Annotated in this window: 19 protein-coding genes, 1 tRNA gene and 1 riboswitch; of the genes, 7 read left to right on the forward strand and 13 right to left on the reverse strand. The window is 40.6% G+C overall.

All coding sequences use genetic code 11. From position 1 onward, the window contains the following. Nucleotides 1-104: 104 nt before the first annotated feature. From KEM09_RS12930 to KEM09_RS12980, 11 genes are all read right to left on the reverse strand, one after another. Nucleotides 105-1,412 carry a PKD domain-containing protein gene (locus KEM09_RS12930; RefSeq protein ID WP_212228896.1) on the reverse strand — a complete coding sequence of 436 codons (1,308 nt, stop codon included), beginning with the start codon at nt 1,410-1,412 and terminating at the stop codon, nt 105-107. Nucleotides 1,413-1,436: 24 nt separating this feature from the next. Further along, a complete protein-coding gene (locus tag KEM09_RS12935; RefSeq protein WP_212228898.1) occupies nt 1,437-3,356 on the reverse strand; it encodes a TonB-dependent receptor in 1,920 nt (639 codons plus the stop codon). Nucleotides 3,357-3,445: 89 nt separating this feature from the next. Then, a riboswitch (cobalamin riboswitch) is annotated at nt 3,446-3,658 on the reverse strand. Between the two features lie 122 nt (nt 3,659-3,780). Beyond that, nucleotides 3,781-4,482, reverse strand: a complete 702-nt coding sequence (locus tag KEM09_RS12940) for a sulfite exporter TauE/SafE family protein (RefSeq protein ID WP_212228900.1) — start codon at nt 4,480-4,482, stop codon at nt 3,781-3,783. Between the two features lie 8 nt (nt 4,483-4,490). Further along, complete coding sequence (locus tag KEM09_RS12945) at nt 4,491-4,934, reverse strand: FixH family protein (protein ID WP_212228901.1); 444 nt, start codon at nt 4,932-4,934, stop codon at nt 4,491-4,493. A 31-nt stretch (nt 4,935-4,965) separates the two neighbouring features. Next, on the reverse strand, nt 4,966-6,357 hold the full coding sequence (gene ccoG, locus KEM09_RS12950; protein ID WP_212228902.1) for a cytochrome c oxidase accessory protein CcoG: 1,392 nt from the start codon (nt 6,355-6,357) through the stop codon (nt 4,966-4,968). Nucleotides 6,358-6,438: 81 nt separating this feature from the next. Continuing rightward, nucleotides 6,439-6,804, reverse strand: coding sequence for a four helix bundle protein (locus KEM09_RS12955; protein ID WP_212228903.1), 366 nt, complete (start codon nt 6,802-6,804; stop codon nt 6,439-6,441). A 122-nt stretch (nt 6,805-6,926) separates the two neighbouring features. Continuing rightward, a complete protein-coding gene (locus KEM09_RS12960) occupies nt 6,927-7,550 on the reverse strand; it encodes a c-type cytochrome (RefSeq protein WP_212228904.1) in 624 nt (207 codons plus the stop codon). Nucleotides 7,551-7,609: 59 nt separating this feature from the next. After that, nucleotides 7,610-7,804 (reverse strand): cbb3-type cytochrome c oxidase subunit 3, encoded by a 195-nt coding sequence (locus KEM09_RS12965; protein ID WP_212228905.1) that lies wholly within the window; start codon nt 7,802-7,804, stop codon nt 7,610-7,612. A gap of 12 nt (nt 7,805-7,816) precedes the next feature. Then, complete coding sequence (gene ccoN, locus KEM09_RS12970; RefSeq protein WP_212228906.1) at nt 7,817-9,961, reverse strand: cytochrome-c oxidase, cbb3-type subunit I; 2,145 nt, start codon at nt 9,959-9,961, stop codon at nt 7,817-7,819. A gap of 35 nt (nt 9,962-9,996) precedes the next feature. Further along, nucleotides 9,997-10,203: a cbb3-type cytochrome oxidase assembly protein CcoS gene (gene ccoS / locus KEM09_RS12975; RefSeq protein ID WP_212228907.1), complete on the reverse strand. Its 207-nt coding sequence runs from the start codon at nt 10,201-10,203 to the stop codon at nt 9,997-9,999. 202 nt (nt 10,204-10,405) lie between these two features. Then, nucleotides 10,406-12,775: a heavy metal translocating P-type ATPase gene (locus tag KEM09_RS12980; RefSeq protein WP_212228908.1), complete on the reverse strand. Its 2,370-nt coding sequence runs from the start codon at nt 12,773-12,775 to the stop codon at nt 10,406-10,408. Nucleotides 12,776-13,070: 295 nt separating this feature from the next. Here KEM09_RS12980 and KEM09_RS12985 point away from each other — a divergent pair, with 295 nt between their 5' ends. The 4 genes from KEM09_RS12985 (at nt 13,071) to KEM09_RS13000 (ending at nt 16,977) form a co-directional block, all read left to right on the forward strand. Then, a complete protein-coding gene (locus KEM09_RS12985) occupies nt 13,071-14,861 on the forward strand; it encodes a T9SS type A sorting domain-containing protein (RefSeq protein ID WP_212228910.1) in 1,791 nt (596 codons plus the stop codon). Nucleotides 14,862-14,894: 33 nt separating this feature from the next. Next, nucleotides 14,895-15,110, forward strand: coding sequence for a hypothetical protein (locus KEM09_RS12990; protein ID WP_212228912.1), 216 nt, complete (start codon nt 14,895-14,897; stop codon nt 15,108-15,110). 45 nt (nt 15,111-15,155) lie between these two features. Further along, nucleotides 15,156-15,509 carry a hypothetical protein gene (locus KEM09_RS12995; RefSeq protein WP_212228914.1) on the forward strand — a complete coding sequence of 118 codons (354 nt, stop codon included), beginning with the start codon at nt 15,156-15,158 and terminating at the stop codon, nt 15,507-15,509. A gap of 184 nt (nt 15,510-15,693) precedes the next feature. Further along, nucleotides 15,694-16,977, forward strand: coding sequence for a hypothetical protein (locus KEM09_RS13000; protein WP_212228916.1), 1,284 nt, complete (start codon nt 15,694-15,696; stop codon nt 16,975-16,977). A gap of 422 nt (nt 16,978-17,399) precedes the next feature. Here KEM09_RS13000 and KEM09_RS13005 read toward each other — a convergent pair. Both KEM09_RS13005 and KEM09_RS13010 read right to left on the reverse strand, forming a co-directional pair. Next, nucleotides 17,400-17,473 (reverse strand) — tRNA-Arg (locus KEM09_RS13005). 432 nt (nt 17,474-17,905) lie between these two features. Continuing rightward, a complete protein-coding gene (locus tag KEM09_RS13010; RefSeq protein ID WP_212228918.1) occupies nt 17,906-18,658 on the reverse strand; it encodes a NigD1/NigD2 family lipoprotein in 753 nt (250 codons plus the stop codon). Between the two features lie 302 nt (nt 18,659-18,960). On the opposite strand from KEM09_RS13010, the gene KEM09_RS13015 reads away from it, so the two are divergent. From KEM09_RS13015 to KEM09_RS13025, 3 genes are all read left to right on the forward strand, one after another. Next, nucleotides 18,961-20,583 carry a M23 family metallopeptidase gene (locus KEM09_RS13015; protein ID WP_212228920.1) on the forward strand — a complete coding sequence of 541 codons (1,623 nt, stop codon included), beginning with the start codon at nt 18,961-18,963 and terminating at the stop codon, nt 20,581-20,583. Nucleotides 20,584-20,711: 128 nt separating this feature from the next. Beyond that, entirely contained in the window at nt 20,712-22,859 is a 2,148-nt protein-coding gene (locus tag KEM09_RS13020; RefSeq protein ID WP_212228922.1) for a tetratricopeptide repeat protein, read from the forward strand. Beyond that, nucleotides 22,860-24,866, forward strand: a complete 2,007-nt coding sequence (locus KEM09_RS13025) for an AAA family ATPase (RefSeq protein WP_212228924.1) — start codon at nt 22,860-22,862, stop codon at nt 24,864-24,866. The last annotated feature ends 54 nt before the right edge of the window (nt 24,867-24,920 follow it).

The following is a 24,920-nucleotide window of genomic DNA, read 5'->3' on the forward strand; positions in this document are numbered from 1 at the left end:
ATAGCCAGCGCTCCTATTCAACCATTTAAAATAAAAATGGCCGGATATACCGGCCATCATAAAAGCTTTCCTCAAAAAAGAGGACTATTGCTAGGGAAGTTATACTAATTAATATCAAACATCATGATAGGTGAAATCCCACAGCTTAACTCCTTTACCAAGCTTCCTTCAGATGTATAAACATTTATTCTGCCAGCTTGAGTAGCACCAGGAGAGATAAATCCATACACATTATCAGTAATAGAATTTACAGCAATACCATTTAAGCCTGATAATCCATCAACAATATTATTTGTCTCAAAAGTTTTGGAAGCTACATCAAATACAGCAATCGCACCCGATAAGTTCCAATTTGCATCATAAGCTGATGTCATAACATAAAGCTTAGAAAATGTTTTATCGGCTGCCAGTATATTAACATACGATGAACTCACTCCAGATAATTCATAAGTAGTTATTTCATCGGTTATTGTATTGATATATCCCAATCCATCTTTATCAGAGAAGTTACTGTAAGTACTTACCAAAGAAACATATAAGTTGTCGTCTGAATCTTTTAGGAAATATGAACTTACGGCTGGTGTTGTAATATATGATATTGCTTCGTTTGATAGATCAATAACTGCAATCCTATTTTCGTAGTTAAGTGCAGCATATAACTTACCATTGGCAATTGCAAGGCCTTCTGGTCCACCTGGCAAATCTATCTTACCTGTTACTGTATTAGTTGTTAAGTCTATTTTAGCAATATAAGACAAGTTAGTATCCGTCCAAATATCACCACCCCAGCACGATACATACAAAACATCTCCATCAGCAACACAATAGCGAGGTTTAATTATGCCTTCGGTAATTCCATTGCTAGTCTGTTTAAAGCTCTTAGCATCAACAAAATTAACCTGGTCGAGATTGTTACTCATGAAGTAAACCTTATCATTATAATTGTATGCATATTGCACATTGGAAACCATATGAGTTCCATTAACATAGGTAAAATACCCATTTGTCAGCTCATCAGTAATTTTGTCATACAGTGAAATGGTTGTTTTTTCGCCTGAATAACCTCCATAATTAATCACATAACCAAATTCACTTACGGTTACCACTTTCTCTGTTGAGTCTTTAACTCCACTATTATCAACAATAAGTTTAACAGTGTACTTTCCTCCGTTTTGATAAGTATGCTCAGGACTTTCTTCTGTGGACAATTCTCCATCACCAAAATACCACTCGTAAGCTGTGGAACCAGTCGAATAGTTAGTAAACTTTACCGTTTCGTCCACTGAAACAGCGTATGACGATGCCTCGAACTGCGCTTTTACAATAGGCTTTGTTTCATCATCCTCACACGACGTGAATACCAAGGCTAAGGCCATCAAGGCAAATAAACAACTTAAAAGATTGCTTTTCATTTTTCTATTATTACGGTTATTATATTATTTAAAATTATAGGTAATACTTATCCTGTAGTTGGCTCTTGGCATTGGATAACCATAGGACGATTGATAATCCTTATTCATCAGATTATTAAATGAACCCGATATTCGTAATAAATTATCAGTATCTAAATGGAATTGATAGCCAACCTGTGCGTTAACCAGAACAACTTCAGGAATTGTACTTTCCTGCAGTGATATATATTGTTTATGTGTATAACTAGCATCAATACCTGCACTTATTTTCCGGTGTTGGCCATTAAGATACAATACACCCCTATGTAGTGGTACATATTCCAATTGTCGACCAACAGCAACCTGTTGACCATCCGTAGATTCCTTTCTAACAACCGGATTGTAAGTATAATTCAAGCCAGTATTGAAAGTATATTGTCCCATTACCCAATTAAGGTCTGAACTTAGCTCAATCCCTCTACTCAAAACGCGTTGAATATTCTGTGCTTCCCATCCATTATCACCATTCACCCATTGTAACCAGTTATCAACATCCAGGTAAAATGCATTTAACTTAACATGACCTGATAATCGTTCGGTGCAATAACTAATTTTTGTTCCCAGCTCATAGTTAATCCCGTCCTCTGGTTTTAGATCCGGATTTCCGCCAGGCACCCAATAACGATCATTAAATGTAGGAACACGATAGCTGCTGGCAATGTTTCCGGTAAAACTCCACACATAAGAATCGCCCGAAATAGCATTGTACGATAAGCCCATAGCTGGTGTTAAAGGCACAGTAAAGTTTGTTACGAAGGCCTGTCGAATATTCAGTGTTATTGTTAATTTATTAAATAAACTATGAAAGTATGATAGATAAATATCCGTCCAATTTTCATTATTCAAACCCGAATCATAGGCATATACATCAGGGTAAATTGACTTCAGGCTTAATCCTGCTTTAAGTCCCTTATTTGCATCAAACTTATATTCACCTTCTGCTCTACCCGTAATTCGTTGCGTGGCAATATTATCAACAGTTTTATTGTGTATTGAATTATCGTATACATAACCTGCACCAACCTGATAGGAGAGTTTTTGTTGCTTATAGCTATACTCTGACCAAATACGAACATGTTCATCTTCCAACGTTTCACTTAAGGATGGTTGAAATGCATTCGTTTGCATATTTTGCTGGATTTCGTGCCAATCATTTTCAAACCAGGCCTTAACCGTTAAAGCACTGTTGCTGTTAAAACGGTGATTAAACTCCTGAATTACTCCTTTATTATCAATTGCGGCATTTCGTTGAATATCCTCTCCAAAGGCCTCTCCCTTGTTGAAATCATGCGTTGTGTTGTAAAACTTAAAGTTATTAGTCTTACTATAAATGTAGGCCCGCGTAACGCCTTCCCACTTCCCATTTCCATAGAAAAGCTTTGTTCCATATAGCTGCTCGCCAAATGAACCATTTGCAACTCTTACTTCAGCTTTTAAACCATCAACCCAATAGTTCTGCATACCCAAGTGTATGGCCCCTCCAATACTACCAGAACCATTTACTACCGATGCACTACCGTACTGCAAACCAATTTCATCAAATAAGTACATTGGCACATTACTCACATTCGAATGTCCTAATGTTAATGAGTTAATATTTATACCTCCGAAATTGATGCTGGTATGATCAGGGGATGTTCCTCTCAGGCGAATTGTGGAAAATGAACCAGCCATCCCCTTAACTGATATTGGAGTATAGCGCAATAGTAACTGCTCCAAATTACCATCCTGCATTGATAGAAATTTATCTTTACTCACCTTCTCAATCTTTGAGCCTGCCTGAAAACGACTGATACTATGCCCGGTTACAACCACTTCCTCTACCTTAACCGAATCATGCACCTCTCCATCTGCCCACACAGGCAATGACAGCACCAAAAAAATTATCAACAGTTTACACCTCATATTTTTACAGGTTTATTAAACTGTTCTTACAATACGGATATAGAATACACATTGAATGTATCGTTCTGCATTTATTCCGAATGGCATGAACAATTGAATACTCTTTGGCAGGTCTTCTGACTTATCCCACTGTAACCGCCTTCCCGTTCCCCTGAACAGTGGCATTGTTGATTACAGCTTTCTTCCGGTTTGTAACCGGATGGGACTTACAGCAGCGGATACTGTTGCCGACTCTCACGGCATTCCCTCTTCATCACGCGGCAGTGATACTTGCCTTGTGAACCAAATCGGCACAAAAGTAATGCAATTGAATTAGTGACGAAACATTTCAAGTAAAAAAGTTATCTTCTTTAGAAGCAGTATAAATAAAAAGCCAGACTTATACATCTGGCTTGCAATTCATAAACGAATTATTTTATTTTTCTCAATGACAACACTTCACCTCTGTTGTCTTCTCCTGGAACTTTGGACTTATATACGGAATTCCCAGGTTCATGCCTCTTAAAATAAACAGTATCCCTAGTATGACTATGAATATCGGTATAGCCATTCTTAGTTTATGCAAAAAGCGACTTTTTATGATATTGGCAAAGTAGGCTATGGCAAACATCAACGGCAGAGTGCCTAAGCCAAAAAACACCATGAATAAAACACTATCGGTAATCGTGTCTGACGTTACGGCCCTTGAAATGGCCACATATACCAATCCACATGGCAAAAAACCGTTTAAAACTCCAATAATTAACAGATTACTCAGTCGTTTACGATTGAGCGAATCGCCAATCTTCTTTTTCAAAGTGGAATAGATAGAGGTGGATACTTTATTGGTAGATTTGGGCATTTTGATAACACCAGGCAATACAACGGACAAAATCATGAGCACTCCGCAGGCAATAGACACCCATTGCTGAATACCAGACAACTTCAAGCCTGCCCCTAATAAACCAAAGATGAGCCCTAACAAACCATATGTGAATGCCCGACCGCTGTTGTAAAAAATGGCTCCTAAGGCTTTTTTAGTTGCCGAGCTGGTTGGCAATGGCAGAGCTAATGCTAATGGCCCGCACATACCAACACAATGTAAGCTGCCTAAAAAGCCAAAAATAAATCCTTCTATAATATACATATCGCAATTTAGTTGACGTAGACTACTTCTTTGGTTAAATAAGGTTGCCCATTGGCCTGCCATTCTATAATCAACTCATATTTACCATTCATCAAATCAGTAAGTGGTATACTCATGCCATAGGAGCTGTTTAGCTGAATGTCTTTTTCAATATCAAGGTCTTTGTCAGAAGGACGATACAAATGCACCAATCCACTTATATCTGATGCATTGGCAATATTATCAGGAAACTGAATGTATAAGGCATCTCCTAGTGTCACTTCTACTTTTTTACTTAAGGCATTGTAGTTTTTAATCTTCTCAATTTGATCATCGTATTTCAATTCTTTCGGATAGTAGTCTTCCGTAACCATATCGATACGTTCGCGAGTGGTAATAAACACCATCGATAAAAAACCCGCAACAGCTAATACAATTACTAAGATAATTCCGTGTCCCCAGTTAAACTTCATCGGTATAGTATAAATCAGTTAAAATTAGAATTTATGGTCCTACAAATGTGGTATGTATGGTCTCTATCAATTCATCTCCATTATAGATACCTAATACCAAAGGCGTGCTGGTGCCTTCCAACACCTCCTTATCCAGCTTAATAAGGAAAGCCCCTTGTAGTTTCTCCTGTTTCTTTATAAGCAGCGAACTACCTGCCAGCTCTACTGTTCCCTTAGGCGAAACCAACTCTATTCTCAGATTACCTTCATGCTCCGTCTTATTGATAATCTTATAGTTATATATATTGGAATAGGTATCCTCCTCAATCTTCTGGTAGAGTGAGCCTTGCACGCGCAGGATAGTTGTTTCGTAGCTCGAACGTAAAGTAAATAGCACCACCAACACCCCAATCAAAGCGGTTGTAAGAGCCGTGTAGGCAATAATGCGAGGCGTCCACTTAAATGACGAGCCATTTTGTATATTGTTCTGCGAGGTGATACGAATCAACCCTTCAGGCAGATTATAGCGTCGCATAGTACTGTCGCAGGCATCCATACAAGCAGTACAGTTAATACATTCCAGCTGGATGCCGTTACGAATATCAATACCGGTTGGGCATACACTGACACACTTATTGCAATTCACACAATCGCCTTTACCTGCTGCTATTCTATCTTCTCCCTTGCGCATCGGCGCACGTCCTTCACCCCGTTTATAATCGTAAGTCACCATCAGGGTATTATTGTCCAGCAAGGCACCTTGCAAACGACCGTATGGACACACCAATGAACAAACCTGTTCGCGGAAATAAGCAAACACGAAATAGAAAGCGCCGGTAAATACCATAATGGCAATGAAAACACTTAAGTTATCAGACGGTGAACTGACAATGTATTCATGTACCTTATCAGCCCCAACAATATATGCCATCATCGTATGGGTGATGGCCCAGGAGATAACAATAAATATAAAGTGCTTTAGTAATGAACGCCACAGCTTATCAAACGTATCTTCACCTTTAGCCCTGATACGCTGCTGATCGCCACTTCCTTCAATCCAGTATTCAATGCGTCTGAATACCATTTCCATAAAAATAGTTTGCGGACATGCCCAGCCACACCATACCCGACCATAAACCACCGTAAAGGTCACAATGGAAATGATGATGGTGATTAAGCCAATAACAAACAAGTGAAAATCTTGTGGCCAGAATACAACGCCAAACAAAACAAACTTGCGTTGTAAAATATTAAACAGCAATAGTTGTTCTCCTGCTACTTTTATATGTGGTGCTGCAAACAAGAACAACAATAATATCCACGCCACAATTGTTCTCGCAGTATAGTATCTGCCATTTGGTTGATTGGCATATACCCAATTACGACGGCCTTCTTCATTCATGGTGACGATTCGGTCGCGGAAAGAATTTTGATCATTGTTCATATAGCTGGTCTTAGTGTCTGTTAGTTGAAAAGTAATGTTTAAAAGTTTATAGTTTATCTGTTTACAAGTATACTTGAGAAACTATTTCTTACTTCTATTTGACTTAACTAAACCGTTAATGACATTACTAATTTCACTACCATCTTTACGTAATTCATTTAAGATCTCTATTGAAATAAAGGACATATCTGCTGATAGTATTAATTGATTTATTACCTCCATTAAACTGGAATAGGCATATTGATAGAAACGAACCTGATCAACAGGGGATAACCTTGAGCTGCCTTCTGCTAAATTTGATGAAATAGATATTGATGCCCGTCTAAGTTGGCTAACCAATCCATATTTCTCATCTTCAGGAAACATTGAAGTTACTTTATATATCCTACTGACAAACCGTCGGCTCAGCTTCCAGGCTGTTAATTTTTCAAAAGCGAACTGTTGCATACAATCAAATATATAAACGAATAAGACTTGGTTGAAAGTATATAAATTAAGTCTTTCCTCCAAGTCTTATTAAAGCTATACTAAACTAAACTTTAAACACTAAACTCATCAACTAATGATACTTATTCTGCATCCGGCACATACTTTTCTCCTTCCGGAGCTTTAGGATTAGGTGGATTTGTTCCCTGCAAGGTGGTAATGTAACTGGCCACCTGATGAATTTGTTTGTCAGATAGTTGTCCTTTCCAGGCGATCATCCCTTTTTCAACTACACCATTATTAATAATCCGTGTAATATCAGCAAAACTGCCACCATGTATCCAATACTCATCTGTCAGGTTAGGACCAACCAATCCTTGTCCCTCGGCCAGGTGACAAACGGCACAGTTGGTTTTAAAAATCTTGGCTCCCTTATCCAAACCAGCAGCATCGGCCAATGGTACTGAGAAATCAATCTCAACAGTTTCAATACTGATACCACCAGCTTCTTCCTCCTCTTCTTCAGGATTAGCAGCCAACAGCTCATTTTCATACTCCTGTATCTGCAGGTCACCATCGCCATAAAAATGATACTTGGCCAGGTATATGTAGGCAAATAACATTGAAAAAATGAATATAAAAGTGAGCCACCAGGGCGGATTATTTGCTAATTCACGTATCCCATCAAATTCGTGCTCCGGCACAAACTTATCATTTGTCAACGGGTCTATTTCAGGTATTTCCTGCTGTTTTTTATTTTCTTCCATAGATGTGAAGTAATATTTTAACAAAGAGCACCGCACAAGCAGTGCTCTTATTCCATATTTTAACTTTCATTTGACAGCGGCAGCTCATCTGCCTTATCCGTCGCATAATTAGACACTTCGTCAATGTACTCCTTCTTCATACGAATCACCATATAGGTCACAACCAGGAAAAAGGTAAAAAAGATAAAGAACGAAATGATGGGATATATTTCAACACCCGATATTGATTCCAAGTAATGTCTGACTAACTTCATAGCTTCCCTCCTTTATTCAGTAACAGTTTCTGGTGCTGTTTTATAAATATCCGTACCCAAACGCTGCAAGTAGGCAATTAAAGCAATTATCTCTTTGTCGCGTGATGACTCGATGCCAGCCACTTTCAGGTTGTTCACAATCTTATCGGCCTGCTTATAATAATCATCTAATGCCATTACATCATATCCTTCGGGATAAGGCACTCCAAGTGTTTGCATAGCCCTAATCTTAGCTGGCAAATCAGACACATCCAGGTCATCTTCTATTAGCCATGGATATTTAGGCATAATTGAGTTTTCATTCAGCTTTTGCGGATCAAGCATATGCTGATAATGCCATGCATCCGGTTTATAGATTTTGCCTGTCATCACACCTTCGCGGGCCAAATCCGGACCTGTACGTTTAGATCCCCACTGGAAAGGATGATCATACACAAACTCTCCAGCTTTCGAATATTCTCCATAACGCTCTGTTTCGGAACGGAACGGACGTATCATTTGCGAGTGACAGTTGTAACATCCTTCGCGCAGATAAATATCACGCCCTTCCAATTCCAATGGCGTATAAGGCTGTACACTGGCAATTGTTGGCACATTTGACTTAATCAAAAATGTAGGTATCAATTCTATTAAAGTTCCTATGAGCACTGTCACCAGCGATATCACCATAAACTGAACCGGCTTACGTTCTAACCATCCATGAAGTTTTTCACCTTTCTTACCCTTGTGAATATCCTCAACCACTGCTGTTGCTTCTTCGTTGGCTGTTACTTTTCCCTGAGCAGCTGTCTTAAACAGGTTATAGCCCATCAATACAGCACCCAATAAGTATATTAAACCACCAAAGGCACGCATGTAGTACATCGGACGAATCTGTGTCACAGTCTCCAGAAAGTTAGGATATGCCAACAACCCGTCTTCAGTGAACTCTTTCCACATCAAACTCTGTGTCAACCCGGCCCAATACATAGGGATGGCATAAAATAGAATACCGATAGTGCCAATCCAGAAATGCGCACCAGCCAGCTTTTCGGAGTATAATTTGGTTTTAAATATCTGAGGCACTAACCAGTATAACACACCAAACGTTAAGAAACCATTCCAGCCTAGTGTTCCAATATGAACGTGTGCCACTGTCCAGTCGGTAAAGTGACTGATGGCGTTTACATTTTTAAGTGATAACATCGGCCCTTCGAAAGTAGCCATGCCGTAACAGGTAACAGCCACCACCAGGAACTTCAAAGTAGCGCTCTCGCGCACCTTATCCCAGGCACCTCTCAGGGTTAGAAGACCATTTAACATACCGCCCCATGACGGAGCCAGCAGCATAATGGAAAATACAGTACCCAGCGACTGTGCCCAATCGGGTAAAGCTGTATATAACAAGTGGTGCGGACCGGCCCAAATGTATATGAACAGGAACGACCAGAAGTGCACGATTGATAATCGATAGGAATAAACCGGACGATTAGAGGCCTTAGGTATATAGTAGTACATCAGCCCCAGGTATGGAGTAGTCAGGAAGAATGCTACTGCATTGTGACCATACCACCATTGTACCAAAGCATCTTGCACGCCAGCATACCATGAATAGCTCTTTGTCAGAGTAACCGGTAACTCCACCGAGTTAACCACATGTAACAAGGTAACTGTTATGAAGGTCGCCAGGTAAAACCAGATAGCTACATACAGGTGCTTCACCCTTCGCTTCATAATGGTACCAAACATGTTCCAGCCAAAAACCAACCAGATGACAGCAATGAGTATATCAATTGGCCACTCCAGCTCGGCATACTCTTTACCGGTAGTAAAGCCTAAAGCCAGTGTGAGGGCTGCCAATACAATTATCAACTGCCACCCCCAAAAATGCAAATAGCTTAAAACATCACTGTACATGCGTGTTTTAAGCAATCGCTGCATGGAGTAGTATACTCCCATAAAAATACCATTTCCTACAAAAGCGAAAATGGCTGCATTGGTATGAATGGGTCTTACCCTACCAAAGGTTGTATATTCCAACTCAAAGTTAAAGATTGGCATTGCCATTTGTAGTGCCGCCAATACGCCGGCTGCCATACCTACCAATCCCCAAATAATGGTGGCATACATAAAATATTTGACAATTTTATTGTCGTAATAAAACGTCTCTTGCTTCATGTGTTCAACATTTTTCAATATTCAGAAGATGGTCATCAGGCCTTTGCCTGCTTGCCAGCTTTACTGAGATTTTGGATTTTACTATTAGATTCTTTTTTCTCTTCCTGTTGATCGAATAATATGCGCACCGATGGTGAATAATCGTCATCATATTGCCCCGTCTTTACCGCCCACACAAACAAGCCCAGAAATATCAGTGCTACACACAAACTGGCCACTACAAGTAAGATAATTATTTCCATGCGTTATTATTCTAAATGCAAAGCAAAAGTAGAAAATAAATTAAGATTTAAAGGTCTTATAATTCATTTAATTCTTTAACTTTTATCGCCTTTAAAGACAATCAGCTCAATACGATTGTTTAACATTTATTAATTTTTTTAGCGTCATCAAGCTATTTCACTCACAGTCAATCGCAAACATTCAGAATTTAATTTTTAAACATCACAAATCACGCCGTTTGCCAGCCATCATAACACTTAAACTTGTGTACACTACCACCGAAACACTGCTTAAAGGCATTAGTATTGCCGCAAAAAGCGGACTCAACTGACCGGATACTGCAAACGACAACCCCACCACATTGTATAGAAATGAGATGACAATAGAGGCATATACGATTTTAAGAGCCACCTTTGAAAAGTTGATGAACCGGGGTAAATGCTTCAATTCTCCAGCACTAATAATGGCATCGCTCGATGGCGAAAACTGATGTACATCATCGGCCACGGCAATACCCACATGTGCCTCTTTCAAAGCACCTACATCGTTCAGGCCATCGCCTACCATCATTACTGTTTTACCCTGGGCTTTTAGTGCTTGCACATATACCTGTTTGTCCTTAGGCGTTTGAAAGAAGTGTATTTTATCGGCATCCTGCACAATGGCATTGAGCGCTTCCTGCTCGGCATCGTTATCGCCCGAGAGAATATGCACATCGGTATATTGCTGAACAGTTTGCAGCATCTTTTGCCAATCAGGACGGTAATAGTTTTTGATGGTGTAATAGCCTAACACTCGATCATCAATACGCACATAGACCTGGGCTGATTGATTACCCAATTGGTTTTCGGCCTGTACAAATTGAGCTGAGCCCAGCTTCACCTGATGATTCATAATTTGAGCCCTAACACCCGCTCCCTCCTGTTCACTGAAATCAAAGACCTCAAAGGTATCCGCCTTTTCCAGGTGCTTAACAAGGGCACGGCTCAATGGGTGCCTCGACTGATGCGCCAGTGACTTAATAATGGACTGCATATAGTGATCCGGTGCCTCTCCTTTAAATTCAACCTCAAAATGCTCCGGATCGGTCAATGTACCTGTCTTATCAAACACAATGGCATCAACCTTTGTCAGCTTTTCTATAATAGCTGTTAGTTTGAGGTAGAAATGGTTCTTACCTAAAATGCGGCCCGCATGGCCAAAGGCAAATGGAACAGACAGGGCCAAGGCACAGGGACATGCAATAATCAGCACAGATGTAAAGGCCATCACAGCCTTGGAGCCATCAACAAAGGCCCAATATAAACCAGTTAGCGTACTGATTAAAATAATAGCAATGGTAAAATACTTACTTACCACGTTGAGTGTATGCGAAATCATGGATTCCTTTTCATTGGTTCCACTCCGCTCCTTCCATAGTTCAGCCAGATAACCCGTTTCCACCTTCTTCTGCACTTCGAGTAGTAAGGCATTGCCAATGACACGACCACCAGCATATATCAAATCACCTTTTTCTTTCCTGACAGGCACCGATTCGCCGGTGATAAAACTATAATCGACCGAAGCTCCTATGGATAACAAAGTGGCATCGGCAGGTATAATCTCGCCATTGCGCACTTGTATTTTGTCGCCGCTCTGCAGTTCACTTATCGGCACAATTCCCTCATGATCATCAACTATACGAGTGATACCGAGCGGAAAATAAGAGCTGTAATCATTATCAAAACTCAGCGCTTCATAAGTTTTAGCCTGATACCATTTGCCAATCAACAGAAAGAACACCAGACCGGTGAGAGAATCGAGATAACCTGATCCAACATTGGTGATGATTTCAAAAAGGCTACGTACAAAAATAGCCGTAATTCCAATGGCGATGGGCATATCAATGGAAACAATGCCTCGTTTGATATTTTTCCAGGCAGTAATAAAATACTCATTACCCGAATAAAACATGGCCGGGATAGACAATAGCACGCTAATCCATTTAAACCAGGCAATAATCTCGGGGTTTAGTGTAATATCCTCCGACAGGTAATCGGGAAAACTGAGCAGCATCACATTACCAAAAATAAAGCCGGCAATCCCTAGTTTCACCAGCAATTGTTTGCTGCGTTTTGACGATTTCTTTTGCTCCTCAGTTTTAATATGAGGCTTATAATTAATAGAAGCCAATAAGGTCATCAGCTCACTCAACTTAATATCGTCCTCATTAAAGGTGATGGCTGCCTCGCGCCGGTTAAAATTAACCGTTGATTGGATAACTCCTTTATGCAGGCGGTGCAGGTTTTCAATTAGCCAAATGCACGAACTACAATGAATAGCCGGAATATATAGCTTGATACGCCCCACTGAACCATCATAGAAATCAAGTACAGAACGCTTAATATCTTCCTGATCGAGGTAATCGTAATAGTCAACTGAAATCTTTTTATTACGAATACCAGGCGCATTTTCAATATCATAATACGCCCCCATATCGTTCTCTTTCAGTATATCATACACCATTACGCAGCCTTCGCAGCAGAAGTCTTTATCGTCGTGTCGCACCCACGATTGAGAGGGGCTTCCGCAATGGTAGCAAGTTTTTGACATTTATATAAGGTTTAGAATGTGCTGTGATTTATTTGTTATACCATATAAAAACCAGTAGCGGTCTTTTGTTCTTATGAGTACTGCTGTTTATTAAAAATGCTTGCATGTAAAAAGCTTCCTCAGGGTAAATATACCAGCTTACCAACATTTTTACTTGTCAGTACGAGTCAACGTTCCTACTGCAAAATAAAGATTAAACAAACATAGTATTGTTGCAAATAAATAATTCGCAATAAACTTATATATATTACATTTTATTATATTTACTTTCTCAACACAAACTAACTCAATACTTATGAAACTTTCACTAACCTTCCTAGTTACATTTCTTTTAATCGCCCCCAACTTTACCAAGGCGCAGTTTGAAGCCATCAACAGCAACCTAAGAGGCCTAAGAAACGGCGATATTACTTTTACCGATTTTGACTCCGACGGAGATATTGACGTATTAATGATTGGTGATGATATTGAAGCTAATGCCTTTTCTCTTATTTACTTAAATGACAACTTAAGCTTTACGGAATCTGCAATAACTAGCTTCCCGGCACTTATGGATGGAGCCTTTGACTGGGCTGACTACAATAATGATGGCAAAATGGATTTAGCTGTCATTGGCTTTACAATACCTGATGGCCGACTTATAACAGAAGTGCATACGCACGATGGCGAATTTATTAAAACAGACCTTGAGTTGACCGGAATCAGCAGAGGAGGCGTTGACTGGGGTGATTACAATAACGATGGTTTGCCCGATTTACTAATAGCTGGTCAAGATGCCGAAAGCAATTCTGTTACCAAACTCTTTGAAAATAAAGGTACCTATTTCAGTGAAGTTGAATTGCCAAATGTAGAAGGTGTGTCTTTTGGTGATGTAAAGTGGGCTGATTACGATGGCGATGGCCTCCTGGACTTTATTATTTCAGGTGTTCAGGGACAAGCACCTGAAACGACCCCACCAGTAACTAAGCTCTATAAAAATACCGGAGATGGTTTTGAAGAAGTTTTTAAAGATACATTTATAGGCGTTTACGTAAGTTCAATTGAATGGGGCGATGCTGATAACGATGGTGATTTGGATGTAATCATAACCGGATTCACTGCTGATTATATGGGCTCCACCACTTTGTATATTAATGAGGGAACATTATTTCGCATTCACGAAACCGGTCTGCCTAATATCTTAGAAGGTTTTGCCAAGTGGGGCGATTATAACAATGACAATCAGCTGGATATCCTTATTAGCGGAAACAGCCTTGAATCACCGTCTAAAATCTGTGCTGTTTATGAGAACAAGAATCTCGCGTTTGAGAAAGTGTTTGAACATACAGGCGTCGGTCAGTCATCAGGCGGATGGGCCGACCTTAACAATGATGATTACCTTGATTTTATTGTAATGGGACAAACAGAAAGTCTGGAAATGCTAGCTACGGTTTTTATAAATGAAGGAGGCCATGAAAGTAACACGGGTAACAATGCCCTCAAACAGGCCACAGCTACTGTCAATAATCCACCTAGTACACCTGCAAATCTAACTTCTGCAGTTAAGGATGGAAAAGTCACCTTATCATGGGATGCATCCACCGACGACTTAACCAATTCAAATTCACTATCCTACAGTGTTAATATTTTCAAAGATGGCCAATTACATATTTCATCACTCAGCAATGAGAGTGGCAAACGAAGCATTGTAGCTCCAGGCAATGCAGGCCTGCAAACATTTTATGTCAGTGAAAATTTACCCGTAGGCAACTATAGCTGGTCAGTTCAAGCCATTGATAACAGCTATTCGGCATCGTCTTTCTCAGCAACCAACGATTTTAGTATTGAAGAACAGGTTGGCTTAGATGCTGATGAACTGGATAAAAGCCAGGTAAAAATATTCCCAATCCCTGTTAAGGATCAGCTATTTGTCGAAGGTATTAACACCCCATTTACCACACAATTATTCAGTATAAATGGCACATTGGTCATCAGTGAAGCTCAATACAACAATGGAGTAAATGTCAGTCAATTGAAAAACGGCATTTACCTGCTTAAGATTACATCTAACAACCACACTATACACCGAAAATTCATAAAGAAATAATGCCTTACGTTCAGGCCACTTAACCACAAGATCATGACCAATAAACAAGCTATATTCATTGCTATTTTATTACTCGCAGCATCTATAGTAATTGAGGTGTTAGCTGCCACATCTGACATCTCTTTGGACATTGACCACATTGAGTTATTTGCCGGTTTTTTGTTTGGCATCGGTATAGCAATTCTGATTAGGCAGCTATTGGGCAAAAACAAAGGAAAAAAACAGCGGACAAATCCACTAAACTTGTAATTCAGGCATGGTATTTGATATTGCCATGCTCGTATTATTGGATCTATGACAAGGCATCATCTAAATAGAAAACTGCGACTAGGACTATGGCTGGTTATTGGCATGCTGATTAACAACATGCTTAACTACCACAGCAAGAGCATTGATGTTGCCGATCAGCACAATGATATCCAAAGCATTATAGAACTGGCCCTGTCAATAATAGATGATAACATTGAAATTGCCGATATTGAAGACGAGGATAGTAACTCGGTTAAACCACAAAAAGTATGGGCCTGCCACACTCCATTGTTAATCGATTTCCTTAAATTTCACCAGCCGATGGCATATCCCGAATATGTCTGCAATTATCAATCGCCGGATCAAACGATATCCATACCTCCGCCCAAAGCAGGCTAATAAACACTGCCTAATAACAGTGTATGCACTTCATTTTAATAATCACTATTTAACTGCAACAAATCGTTGCAGCTACAAACAGTTATTGCAAAGAACAACTGATTGTAGCCTGCATCATTGTTTGCAACATAACTACAAGCACTATATAAGACACCCATAACCTAAGTGCTCCAAAATACTCACAATGAAAGTACATTTTAATATACTACTCTTAAGCCTGTTCTCTATATTCCAAGCCAAAGCCCAGGAAACAATAATCCCGGAAGATACCCTCTCAAAAAAAGGTGCTATATCTGAGCTGAAATACATCAAACAATCGGGCTTTGCTAATGCATCGTCAAAAATATTTAGCGCCGAACAGCGTTTTACCATCAGTGGCTTTGGCGAGGTCAACTACGTTAATTACGACGGTACTATCAGCAACAAAAACAGTAAAGAGATAGAACAATACTACTCCAACCTTTATCGTACAGGTGTCTACTTTGGCTATAAAATAAGCGATAAGTTCATTGCCATGTCAGAAGTACAGATGGAATATCTCCATGATGGTACACACGAAGGTCATTTTGAGGCCAATGTAGAAGTATCACTCGATTATCTGTTAGATAAACATTTCAACATTAGGGTGGGCAACTACCCGCTTAACCTGGGCTGGGTAAACGTGAACGAGGAGCCTATTGCTTTTTACACAGTAAATCGCCCCGAGGTGGAACGTACTATCATTCCTTCACAATGGCTGGAACAGGGTATTTTGTTCTATGGCGAGCTAATTCCCGATACCGAATACCAGTTTGGTATCACTAAAGGTATGAGAGGACAGGACTTTACATCGGGCACCTGGATACGTAATGGTCGCTACACCAATTGGACCGAATGGCCACCTACAGTAGCCTTCAACGGTAAGCTAGGCTACGGACACGAAGATCGCACCTTATTATCAATAGCCGGATATTATGGCGATGCTTCCGGAGGTTACAGCTTTAGCGAAGGCGCTATGAGCGGTCAGTCACTGGACTCTAACCTGGGACTGTTAACCGTAACAGCAGCACACAACATTGGTGGCTTCACCCTATTTGGTTTATATGCCAAAGGATGGCTGAGCGGAACCGATCAAATCTATCAAATCAACAACGAGATTGTAGGAGCCGAAACAGTTGGCTATTACCTGGAAGGACGTTACGACATAATGCCGTTTATTAATAAAGCATCAGATTGGAAGCTGCCGGTATTTGTACGTTACGAGGGCATGAATACCCACCAAAAGATTGACAGCAATTTAAAGCCGCTTATTGGCCAGGAAGGCGTAGTGGCCGACCCTAAAGACCTGGAAATAATTTCGGTTGGTTTTAATGTGCGTCCCAAGAAAAACTGGACTTTTAAGGCCAACTACCAGTTTCGAAACAATCGCTATGCCGATGCCCCTAAAGAGCAAAATCAATTTGAATTAGGCGTGGGCTTTATCTTTTAAGCCACTAGCTATAAACAACACATTGCGACGGATCGCTTCTTTATACCTATAATGTTTAAAGGGTGGTCCGTTTCTGTTATTTCAAAGTCCAAGATCCAAAGGATGAAGTCAGAGACTATGGAGATGCTGAGTGGTAAAAAAGAGCTGAAGTGCATAGTACTTGGTGCGCTTAACAACTTTACCTTTAGGCTTAGCTCTTTGACATCCTGTAAAAACACCATATAATTAGTTCCAAACACATTTCCGTGTCATTTTTCGCAATGAAAATAACACTGCATACTCGTATTATACCGGGCTGTATGGCACGCAGTTGTGGTTTGATTCTAATATCCTTTCCAAATTTTTGGAACTTTGGAAAAGCTTATGACTTTCAAAAAAAGGCATAAAAAAAGCAGCTAATCGTTTGACTAACTGCTTTACTGTGATCCCGAAGGGACTCGAACCCCTAACCTCCTGGGCCGTAACCAGGTGCTCTATCCAATTAAGCTACGGAACCATTATTTTGCTTTGTTTGTGAACCATTGTTCTCAAATGCGGTGCAAATATAGACATTATAGATTTAATACACCAAATTATCTTGCAAAAATATTGCAATTATTTTTCACACAATCCAGCAATAGCAAGGTTTATAGTACTTTATAGCAATAAAAAAAGCATAACACAAACAGGGGATTATGGGATATTCAGATTAGAGGCCCTAAAAGAACATACCCGGACCAACCAATGCCTGGTGAAAGCTGACTGTGATACCAATTTAGTTTTAAACTGAGCTTGAAATTGTTTGGAATATTTTTAACGATGCATAAGGTTTAAAAAAAGGTTATGGCATAGTTCAATGTAGTATTGGAAAATATAGCGGCCAACTATAAACAACAAAAAAAGGCCACATATAACATGCGACCTTTCCTATGTATCTTACCTCAGGTTATTATTCAACCATATCGGCCATTGGTTTGTCCGAAAACTGCTTGGCATAGGGTTCTATCTCTGGCTGATCATAATTATACGTCAGTACTTTATTATAATGATAGTTACCTTCCTTATCCAGGCTGCGCACAAAAATATCAACTGAATTCTGACCATCCTGCTTTATTTCAGAAATATCGAAAGAAGCTATGCCCCACTGCAGGTAATTATATGGATCGCCATTTTTATTATGCTTCAGCTCCAGAATGATTTCACCATTCTCTGTTGTTAAGTCCTCGGTATCTTTCACCAGATTAATAAAGTGAATATAACCAGGTCCGCCGCCATACTCAAACTGCACATTCAGGTAGTCATCCGTAAACCAGGTATCGGTAATTGTTACCGCATCATTACCAATCGAATCTATTACCGCTTCTGATGTTGTTTCATCAAAGTTGAATATTGGTTTGGTTAGCAACTCACTGATGCCGTTAACTTTCACGTAATAATCGTATTGCCCATCAGGATCTTCTCCTAATATGGTGTAATTAACCAGTATACGCATGCCATCTTCCAAACTACCTGGCGACACATTTGTAGCAGCCGGCCAAAGATCATCCCCTCCGTCAGTTACTACATAAAAGTAATCTGTTGTCTTTACTACCGTACCGGTTGTTACCCAAAAATCTCCTAAAGAATACCCATCATCATCTGAACAACTATAGGTCATAAAACCTATCAGGGCCAATAAAACTCCAAATTTAAACTTCTTCATGGGATAAAAATTTAATGTTAAAAATTTCCATTTTGCTGTAATTGTTATAAATACCGTGCCACTTTTAAGGCTTTTACATTGATTAACCATTTAGAAGGAATTTTAAGAAAGAGGTTGCGTTAAATCCTTTTAAACATCCGCCATTTGATTGCTTTTATGTGCACAGAAAGCTATTTTTGGATGGATTTTATAAATGATAACGAGGGATTGATATGAGGCTATATGCTTTGCTACTAGTATGTACGATGGTTGCCCAGGGGAGCCTGTCGCAGTCAGCGGATTTTGAACGATTTGCTAAACCAATGAAGCTAAAACCATCCGTCAGTGGTAGTTTTGGCGAGTTGCGTTCCAATCATTTTCATTCGGGGCTTGATTTAACCACCAATCGCAAAACAGGCTATCGTGTATATGCTTCTGCCAAAGGCCATGTTTCACGTATCAAAGTATCCCCCTATGGCTATGGCAAAGCCATCTACATCGACCATGCCGGTGGCTACACCACTGTTTATGCCCACCTCGAACGCTATTCCGATAGAATAGACTCATTGGTCAGGGCCGAACAGTATAAACAGCAATCCTTTGCGGTTGAACTGTTTTTTAAGTCGGATGAAGTGCCGGTTGAGCGAGAAGAAATAATTGGCTACAGTGGTAATTCGGGCAGTTCAGGAGGACCGCACCTGCACTATGAAGTTCGCGAGCAAGCCACACAAAAGCCCATCAATCCTTTGTTCTTCAGAGATGACATTGCTGATGATGTACGTCCACAAGTGCAAGGCATGAAACTTTACTGCCTCGCCGATGGTGCAAGTATTGATGGACGGCATAAAGACAAATACATACCTACCGTTTTTTATGACAAAACCTTCCATCCCAAAGGCACCAAAACGTTTACCGCCCATGGTAAAATCGGTATTGGTGTGCAAGTACTTGACTACTTTAGCGACAGTTGGCGCAAATGTGGCATTCGCAGCATCGATCTCTTTATGAACGATACACTGGTTTACAACTTTCTGATTGATAAGTTTAGTTTTGCCGAAACCCGCTATCTTAATTCACACATTGACTATGCCGAGAAAGTAAGAAGCGGCAAAGTGATTCAGAAAAGTTTTGTTGAGCCCAATAACCGCCTTAAGTTATATGGTAAAAAGAATACATACACAGCTGAACTGAAAGAGGGCGACAAGAAGAATTTTAAATATGTAATTGTTGATTTCGCGGGTAACCAATCTGTTTTGGAATTTAGCATACTTGGCGAGAAAGCACTAAACATTATCAGCCAACCTAAAGAAGAAGCGCTGGTGCAGGTTAGCTACAACAGCACCTTTACACTTGATACTTTGGGATTTGAACTCAGCATACCTGCCAATGCTTTATATACCGATGCCAACCTGTTTATTCATAAAGAAGAAAAGCAAGATATGATAGCGCCTGTTTATTTCATAGGCGACCGCTATACGCCCTTGCACCGTTCCATGAAAGTAAGTATACCCGTTCCCGACTCGCTGCTGAAATACAGCGATAAACTGTGTGTGGCAGGCGTATCGGGTTCTGACAAAATATATTCGCTTGGCGGAAAAATGGGGAATGGACGTATATCAACAGAAACCAGAAGTTTTGGCAAATTCACACTTGCCATTGATACCATTGCACCCAGCATCAAGCTGCGAAAAGCACCTGAAGGTAATAACTACAGTGCACGAAAAACCATTGAGCTGATTATCAGCGATAGTTTTAGCGGCATAAGAAGCTACGATTGTTACATCAACGGACAATGGGCCTTGTTTGAATATGATGCCAAGAACTATCGATTGACAGGCACATTTAAGCACATGCCATTTATGCAAAAAGGTAAACATGAGCTGATGGTGACGGTGGTTGACAACAGGGGTAACATAGCTACCAAAACATACAATTTTAGTAATTGATGCTGGCTTAATTTTTGCAAGGTAGCCCCTTGGTTTTTGTTGATGCCATAGACATTATTTTAAATTGATGACCGCAAACAAATGAACAATTGTATCTTTGTTCGCATTGTTTTGACACAAGAAACGGTATGATTAAGAAATTTACACTCATTATATTACTATTTAAATGCCTGTTTTTACCTTCCCTAAATGCGCAGATCAATACCGATCGGATGCTGACCATTGGTAAAAATGCACTCTATTTTGAAGATTATGTACTGGCCATTCAATACTTCAATAAAGTAATCAGGGTTAAACCCTATTTATCTGATCCCTATTTTTTCAGGGGTCTGGCCAAATATTACCTCGAAGATTATAATGGGGCTGAAGTAGACCTTAACACCTGCTTAAGCAAAAATCCCTTTATGGTGGATGCCTATAATGTACGTGGGATCATCATGAGTAAAAAGGATAATCACGAGCAAGCCATCAAAGATTACAGCAGCGGGCTGGAGATCTCGCCTAACAACATCAATCTCCTAATCAACCGTGGCAACAGCCATTCGGCTACTGAAGCTTACAATGAGGCCATTACTGATTTTGACCGTATTATTGACATCAACCCTGGCATGCTAAGTGCCTACCTCAGCCGTGGTGCTGCTAAAACACATGCCGGCGACTCTATTGGTGCCCTTAAGGATTTTGGCAAAGTGGTAGATTTAAATCCCTATATGTCAGATGGTTTTGCTTTCAGAGGCTTTTTAAATTATCAGCTGGGTAATTACGAAGAAGCAAAAACAGACTTCGACCGGGTGATTGAGCTTAAAAGCGACTATGCCAACTACTACATGATACGTGGGGCTATCCTTTACCAGCTGGATGACCTGAGAGGCACTATGCGCGATTTTGACAAAGTGATAGAATTGGATCCCAAGAACAGCATGGCCTACAATAACCGGGGACTGCTGCGGGCGCAGGTGGGTGATAAAAACAGGGCCATTGAAGACTTCTCAAGGGTTCTGGCACTCGATCCGGGCAACCTGCTCACCTTATTTAACCGGGCCATTTTATACAATGAGTTAGGACAAAACAAAGAAGCACTCAGGGATGTCAACATCATCATCGACAATTACCCGAACTTTGGCCAGGCCTATGGCATCCGCTCAGCTATAAAAAAGCGTATGGGTGATGAAAATGGAGCACAAATTGACATGATGACCGCTTACAAACTGGAATCGGACCGACGTGACCGGGACATAGCAATGGACAGCCAGACAGATACTAAGGATAGTGAAGATAAGGACGAAAGTAAAGACAAACGACCCAAGAAAAAAGCCACGCGCAGTAAAAGCGATAAGGACATAAGAAATTACGATAAAATAGCTGTTTTGGATGATTTCGAAGAAAAAGACCAGGATGAACAGCTGGTGGAGAGCATCCGCGGTAAGGTACAAAACCGCAATATCTTCATCGATTTGGAACCAGTCTTTGGCTTAACCTACTATTCAGGTGATACTATACTTAGCCGTCCGGCCTATTACGAAAAAGAGGTGGTAGCTTTCAACAAAAAAGAATTGTATAAAAGGCCGTTGATTATTACCAACCGCGAGATAGAGGCTGAAGGACTTAAATACATACGCCTGACCAATGATATTAACGATATCACACAGGAGCTGCAGGATGAAGAAACCGACCGCGACATCTTAATCGCACGCGGAGCCTTGTACAGCATGGTGATGAACTACAGTAACGCCATGGCCGACTATAATGAAATACTTAAGTCGGACCCAAGCAATGTCGTCGCCCTGTTCAACCGGGCATACGCACGTCATAAAATGGTGGAGGTGATTGCATCACTGGAGGAAGCCACACAGGCACCCAACAATGTAATGCTGCAAGGCCCTATTAAAGCCAAAACAAATCACTCGGCACCAAAGCCAGAGGGTGAGGTATCGCACATCCTGGACTACGAGCTCATCATTAATGATTTGAACCGGGTCATTGAGTTATCGCCAGATTTTGAATTTGCCTATTACAACAGAGCCATCATCCACTGCCTTAAGAAGAACTTTTTACAAGGTGTTGAGGATTTTACAAAAGCTATCGAACTCAACCCTGAATTTGCTGAAGCCTATTTTAACCGCGGTCTGACATTAATATTCCTCAATCAGGAAGCCAAAGGAACAGCCAATTTAAGTAAGGCTGGTGAGCTTGGTATTTACAAAGCATATAATGTAATTAAACGTTATGGCTCAGAAGAATTAACCGGAAAAGAAAGCATAGCAGAGGTAGAGTAAATGAATAATGTATTGCCCGACAACTTTGATACCGATAATACGGAGTTTCAAGATGCCCTGAAGCTGATACAGCACACGAATTCGTCGGTGTTTTTAACCGGGCGGGCCGGAACCGGTAAATCAACATTTCTAAGATACATCTGCCAGCACACACATAAAAAATTTGTGGTGGTGGCACCTACCGGCATTGCGGCTATAAACGCAGGTGGTGTGACTATTCACTCCTTTTTTAAAGTACCCTTCCGACCTATTCTGCCCGATGACCCGGATTTATCGACACAAAAAGGCCGTATTTTCGACTTTTTAAAATACCGCAAATCGCACACACAGATCATTAAAGAACTGGATCTGCTTATTATTGACGAGGTATCAATGGTGCGGGGCGATGTGCTGGATTTTATTGATAGAGTATTGAGGGTGTTTACCAAAAACATGAACCAGCCTTTTGGCGGTAAGCAGCTGCTGATGGTGGGCGATGTATTTCAGCTCGAACCGGTTGTTAAGCGGGATGACTGGCAGATTTTGCGCCGGTTTTATCCATCCCCCTATTTCTTTTCGGCTCGTGTATTTAAACAAATCCCACTGGTACAGATAGAGCTGAAGAAAGTATACCGACAAAATGATGACACCTTTGTTAATCTCCTTGATCGGATCCGGCTAAAGCAGGCTGGCAATAAAGACATTGCTGCCATCAACGAACGTTTTAACCCGGGGTTTCAGAGCCCAATTGATGAGTTCTTTATTACCCTGGCAACTCGTCGGGATACGGTGGATTACATCAACGACAGTAAACTGGAGCAACTCGAAGGTGAAGAGCACACATTTACCGGGCGTATATCCGGTGAGTTCCCCGAATCGGGCTTGCCCACTTTAAAAGAATTGGTACTAAAAGGAAATGCCCAGGTGATGTTTGTTAAAAATGACATGGAAAAACGGTGGTACAATGGCAGCCTGGGACGCGTTGAAGAGATTGATGAACACGGCATATACGTACGTCTTCAAAATGAGGAGATCCACCTGGTGGAGAAAGAAGTCTGGCGTAATATCCGCTATAAATATGATGAAAAAAACAACCGCATCATTGAAGAAGAACTAGGCTCTTTTACCCAATACCCGTTGAAACTGGCATGGGCCATCACCGTCCATAAAAGTCAGGGGCTAACCTTCGATAAAGTGATGCTCGACTTCTCTGGCGGAGCTTTTGCCGGTGGTCAGCTATATGTAGCTCTTTCACGTTGCGTTTCGCTGGATGGTATTGTGCTTAAAACCAAAATCTCGCCTCGCGATGTTATTGTCAACAAAGAGGTAGTTGCCTTTTCCAGGGCTGCCAATAATAAAGTACTCATTGAGAAGGAGCTGAACAAAGCCGAAGCACAGGATTTATACAAAAATGCGCAACTGCACTTCGATGCAGGTAACTTTAACGATGCTGTGCACTCATTTGCATTGGCTAACGAGAAGCAAGAAGCCCTTTCGGTGGAATCGGTCCAGAGAATGATTGCCATTAAGCTATCGAAAATAACTCAACTTGCAAACGAAGTAAAAGAGTTGAACGCCGCCATAAAACGCCAGCAGAAGAATGTGGAAGAATTTGCCCGCGAATATTACCTGATGGCAAATGAATGTCTGCTCAAATTCAAGGATAAACCATCGGCCATGGGCAACCTCAACAAAGCACTTCAACTGAAGCCACAGTTTTTTGATGCATTGGTCAAAAGAGCTGGCTTACATGTGGAGATGGGTGATTTAGAGGGAGCAGACAAAGACTACTCACATGCCGATAAACTCAAGTCAAAATCTTATAAGGTAAAATACAACCGGGGGCGCACACGCCTTGAACTTAAAAAGTATGAACAGGCTTACAATGACCTGCTACAGGCCACCCGCATTAAAAAAGATAATGCCGAAGCCTACTTTTATTTGGGAGTAGCCTGTGAAAAAATGGGTGATATGCAAAAGGCTGCCGAATACAAAAACATAGCTGAGCATCTTGGCTTTGACGAGTAGCTCATTTATCCATAGTATATACTCAATACAGACAAAAACACATCAACGACTTAA

This window comes from Carboxylicivirga mesophila, from assembly GCF_018271975.1.
In the GTDB taxonomy this organism is placed as follows: Bacteria; Bacteroidota; Bacteroidia; order Bacteroidales; family Marinilabiliaceae; genus Carboxylicivirga; species Carboxylicivirga mesophila.

Excerpts from the sequence above, each read along its gene's own strand:
- KEM09_RS12930 (WP_212228896.1), bottom strand. The coding sequence starts at position 1,412 with ATGAAAAGCAATCTTTTAAGTTGTTTATTTGCCTTGATGGCCTTAGCC.
- KEM09_RS12935 (WP_212228898.1), bottom strand. The coding sequence starts at position 3,356 with ATGAGGTGTAAACTGTTGATAATTTTTTTGGTGCTGTCATTGCCTGTG.
- KEM09_RS12940 (WP_212228900.1), bottom strand. The coding sequence starts at position 4,482 with ATGTATATTATAGAAGGATTTATTTTTGGCTTTTTAGGCAGCTTACAT.
- KEM09_RS12945 (WP_212228901.1), bottom strand. The coding sequence starts at position 4,934 with ATGAAGTTTAACTGGGGACACGGAATTATCTTAGTAATTGTATTAGCT.
- ccoG (WP_212228902.1), bottom strand. The coding sequence starts at position 6,357 with ATGAACAATGATCAAAATTCTTTCCGCGACCGAATCGTCACCATGAAT.
- KEM09_RS12955 (WP_212228903.1), bottom strand. The coding sequence starts at position 6,804 with ATGCAACAGTTCGCTTTTGAAAAATTAACAGCCTGGAAGCTGAGCCGA.
- KEM09_RS12960 (WP_212228904.1), bottom strand. The coding sequence starts at position 7,550 with ATGGAAGAAAATAAAAAACAGCAGGAAATACCTGAAATAGACCCGTTG.
- KEM09_RS12965 (WP_212228905.1), bottom strand. The coding sequence starts at position 7,804 with ATGAAGTTAGTCAGACATTACTTGGAATCAATATCGGGTGTTGAAATA.
- ccoN (WP_212228906.1), bottom strand. The coding sequence starts at position 9,961 with ATGAAGCAAGAGACGTTTTATTACGACAATAAAATTGTCAAATATTTT.
- ccoS (WP_212228907.1), bottom strand. The coding sequence starts at position 10,203 with ATGGAAATAATTATCTTACTTGTAGTGGCCAGTTTGTGTGTAGCACTG.
- KEM09_RS12980 (WP_212228908.1), bottom strand. The coding sequence starts at position 12,775 with ATGTCAAAAACTTGCTACCATTGCGGAAGCCCCTCTCAATCGTGGGTG.
- KEM09_RS12985 (WP_212228910.1), top strand. The coding sequence starts at position 13,071 with ATGAAACTTTCACTAACCTTCCTAGTTACATTTCTTTTAATCGCCCCC.
- KEM09_RS12990 (WP_212228912.1), top strand. The coding sequence starts at position 14,895 with ATGACCAATAAACAAGCTATATTCATTGCTATTTTATTACTCGCAGCA.
- KEM09_RS12995 (WP_212228914.1), top strand. The coding sequence starts at position 15,156 with ATGACAAGGCATCATCTAAATAGAAAACTGCGACTAGGACTATGGCTG.
- KEM09_RS13000 (WP_212228916.1), top strand. The coding sequence starts at position 15,694 with ATGAAAGTACATTTTAATATACTACTCTTAAGCCTGTTCTCTATATTC.
- KEM09_RS13010 (WP_212228918.1), bottom strand. The coding sequence starts at position 18,658 with ATGAAGAAGTTTAAATTTGGAGTTTTATTGGCCCTGATAGGTTTTATG.
- KEM09_RS13015 (WP_212228920.1), top strand. The coding sequence starts at position 18,961 with ATGAAGCTAAAACCATCCGTCAGTGGTAGTTTTGGCGAGTTGCGTTCC.
- KEM09_RS13020 (WP_212228922.1), top strand. The coding sequence starts at position 20,712 with ATGATTAAGAAATTTACACTCATTATATTACTATTTAAATGCCTGTTT.
- KEM09_RS13025 (WP_212228924.1), top strand. The coding sequence starts at position 22,860 with ATGAATAATGTATTGCCCGACAACTTTGATACCGATAATACGGAGTTT.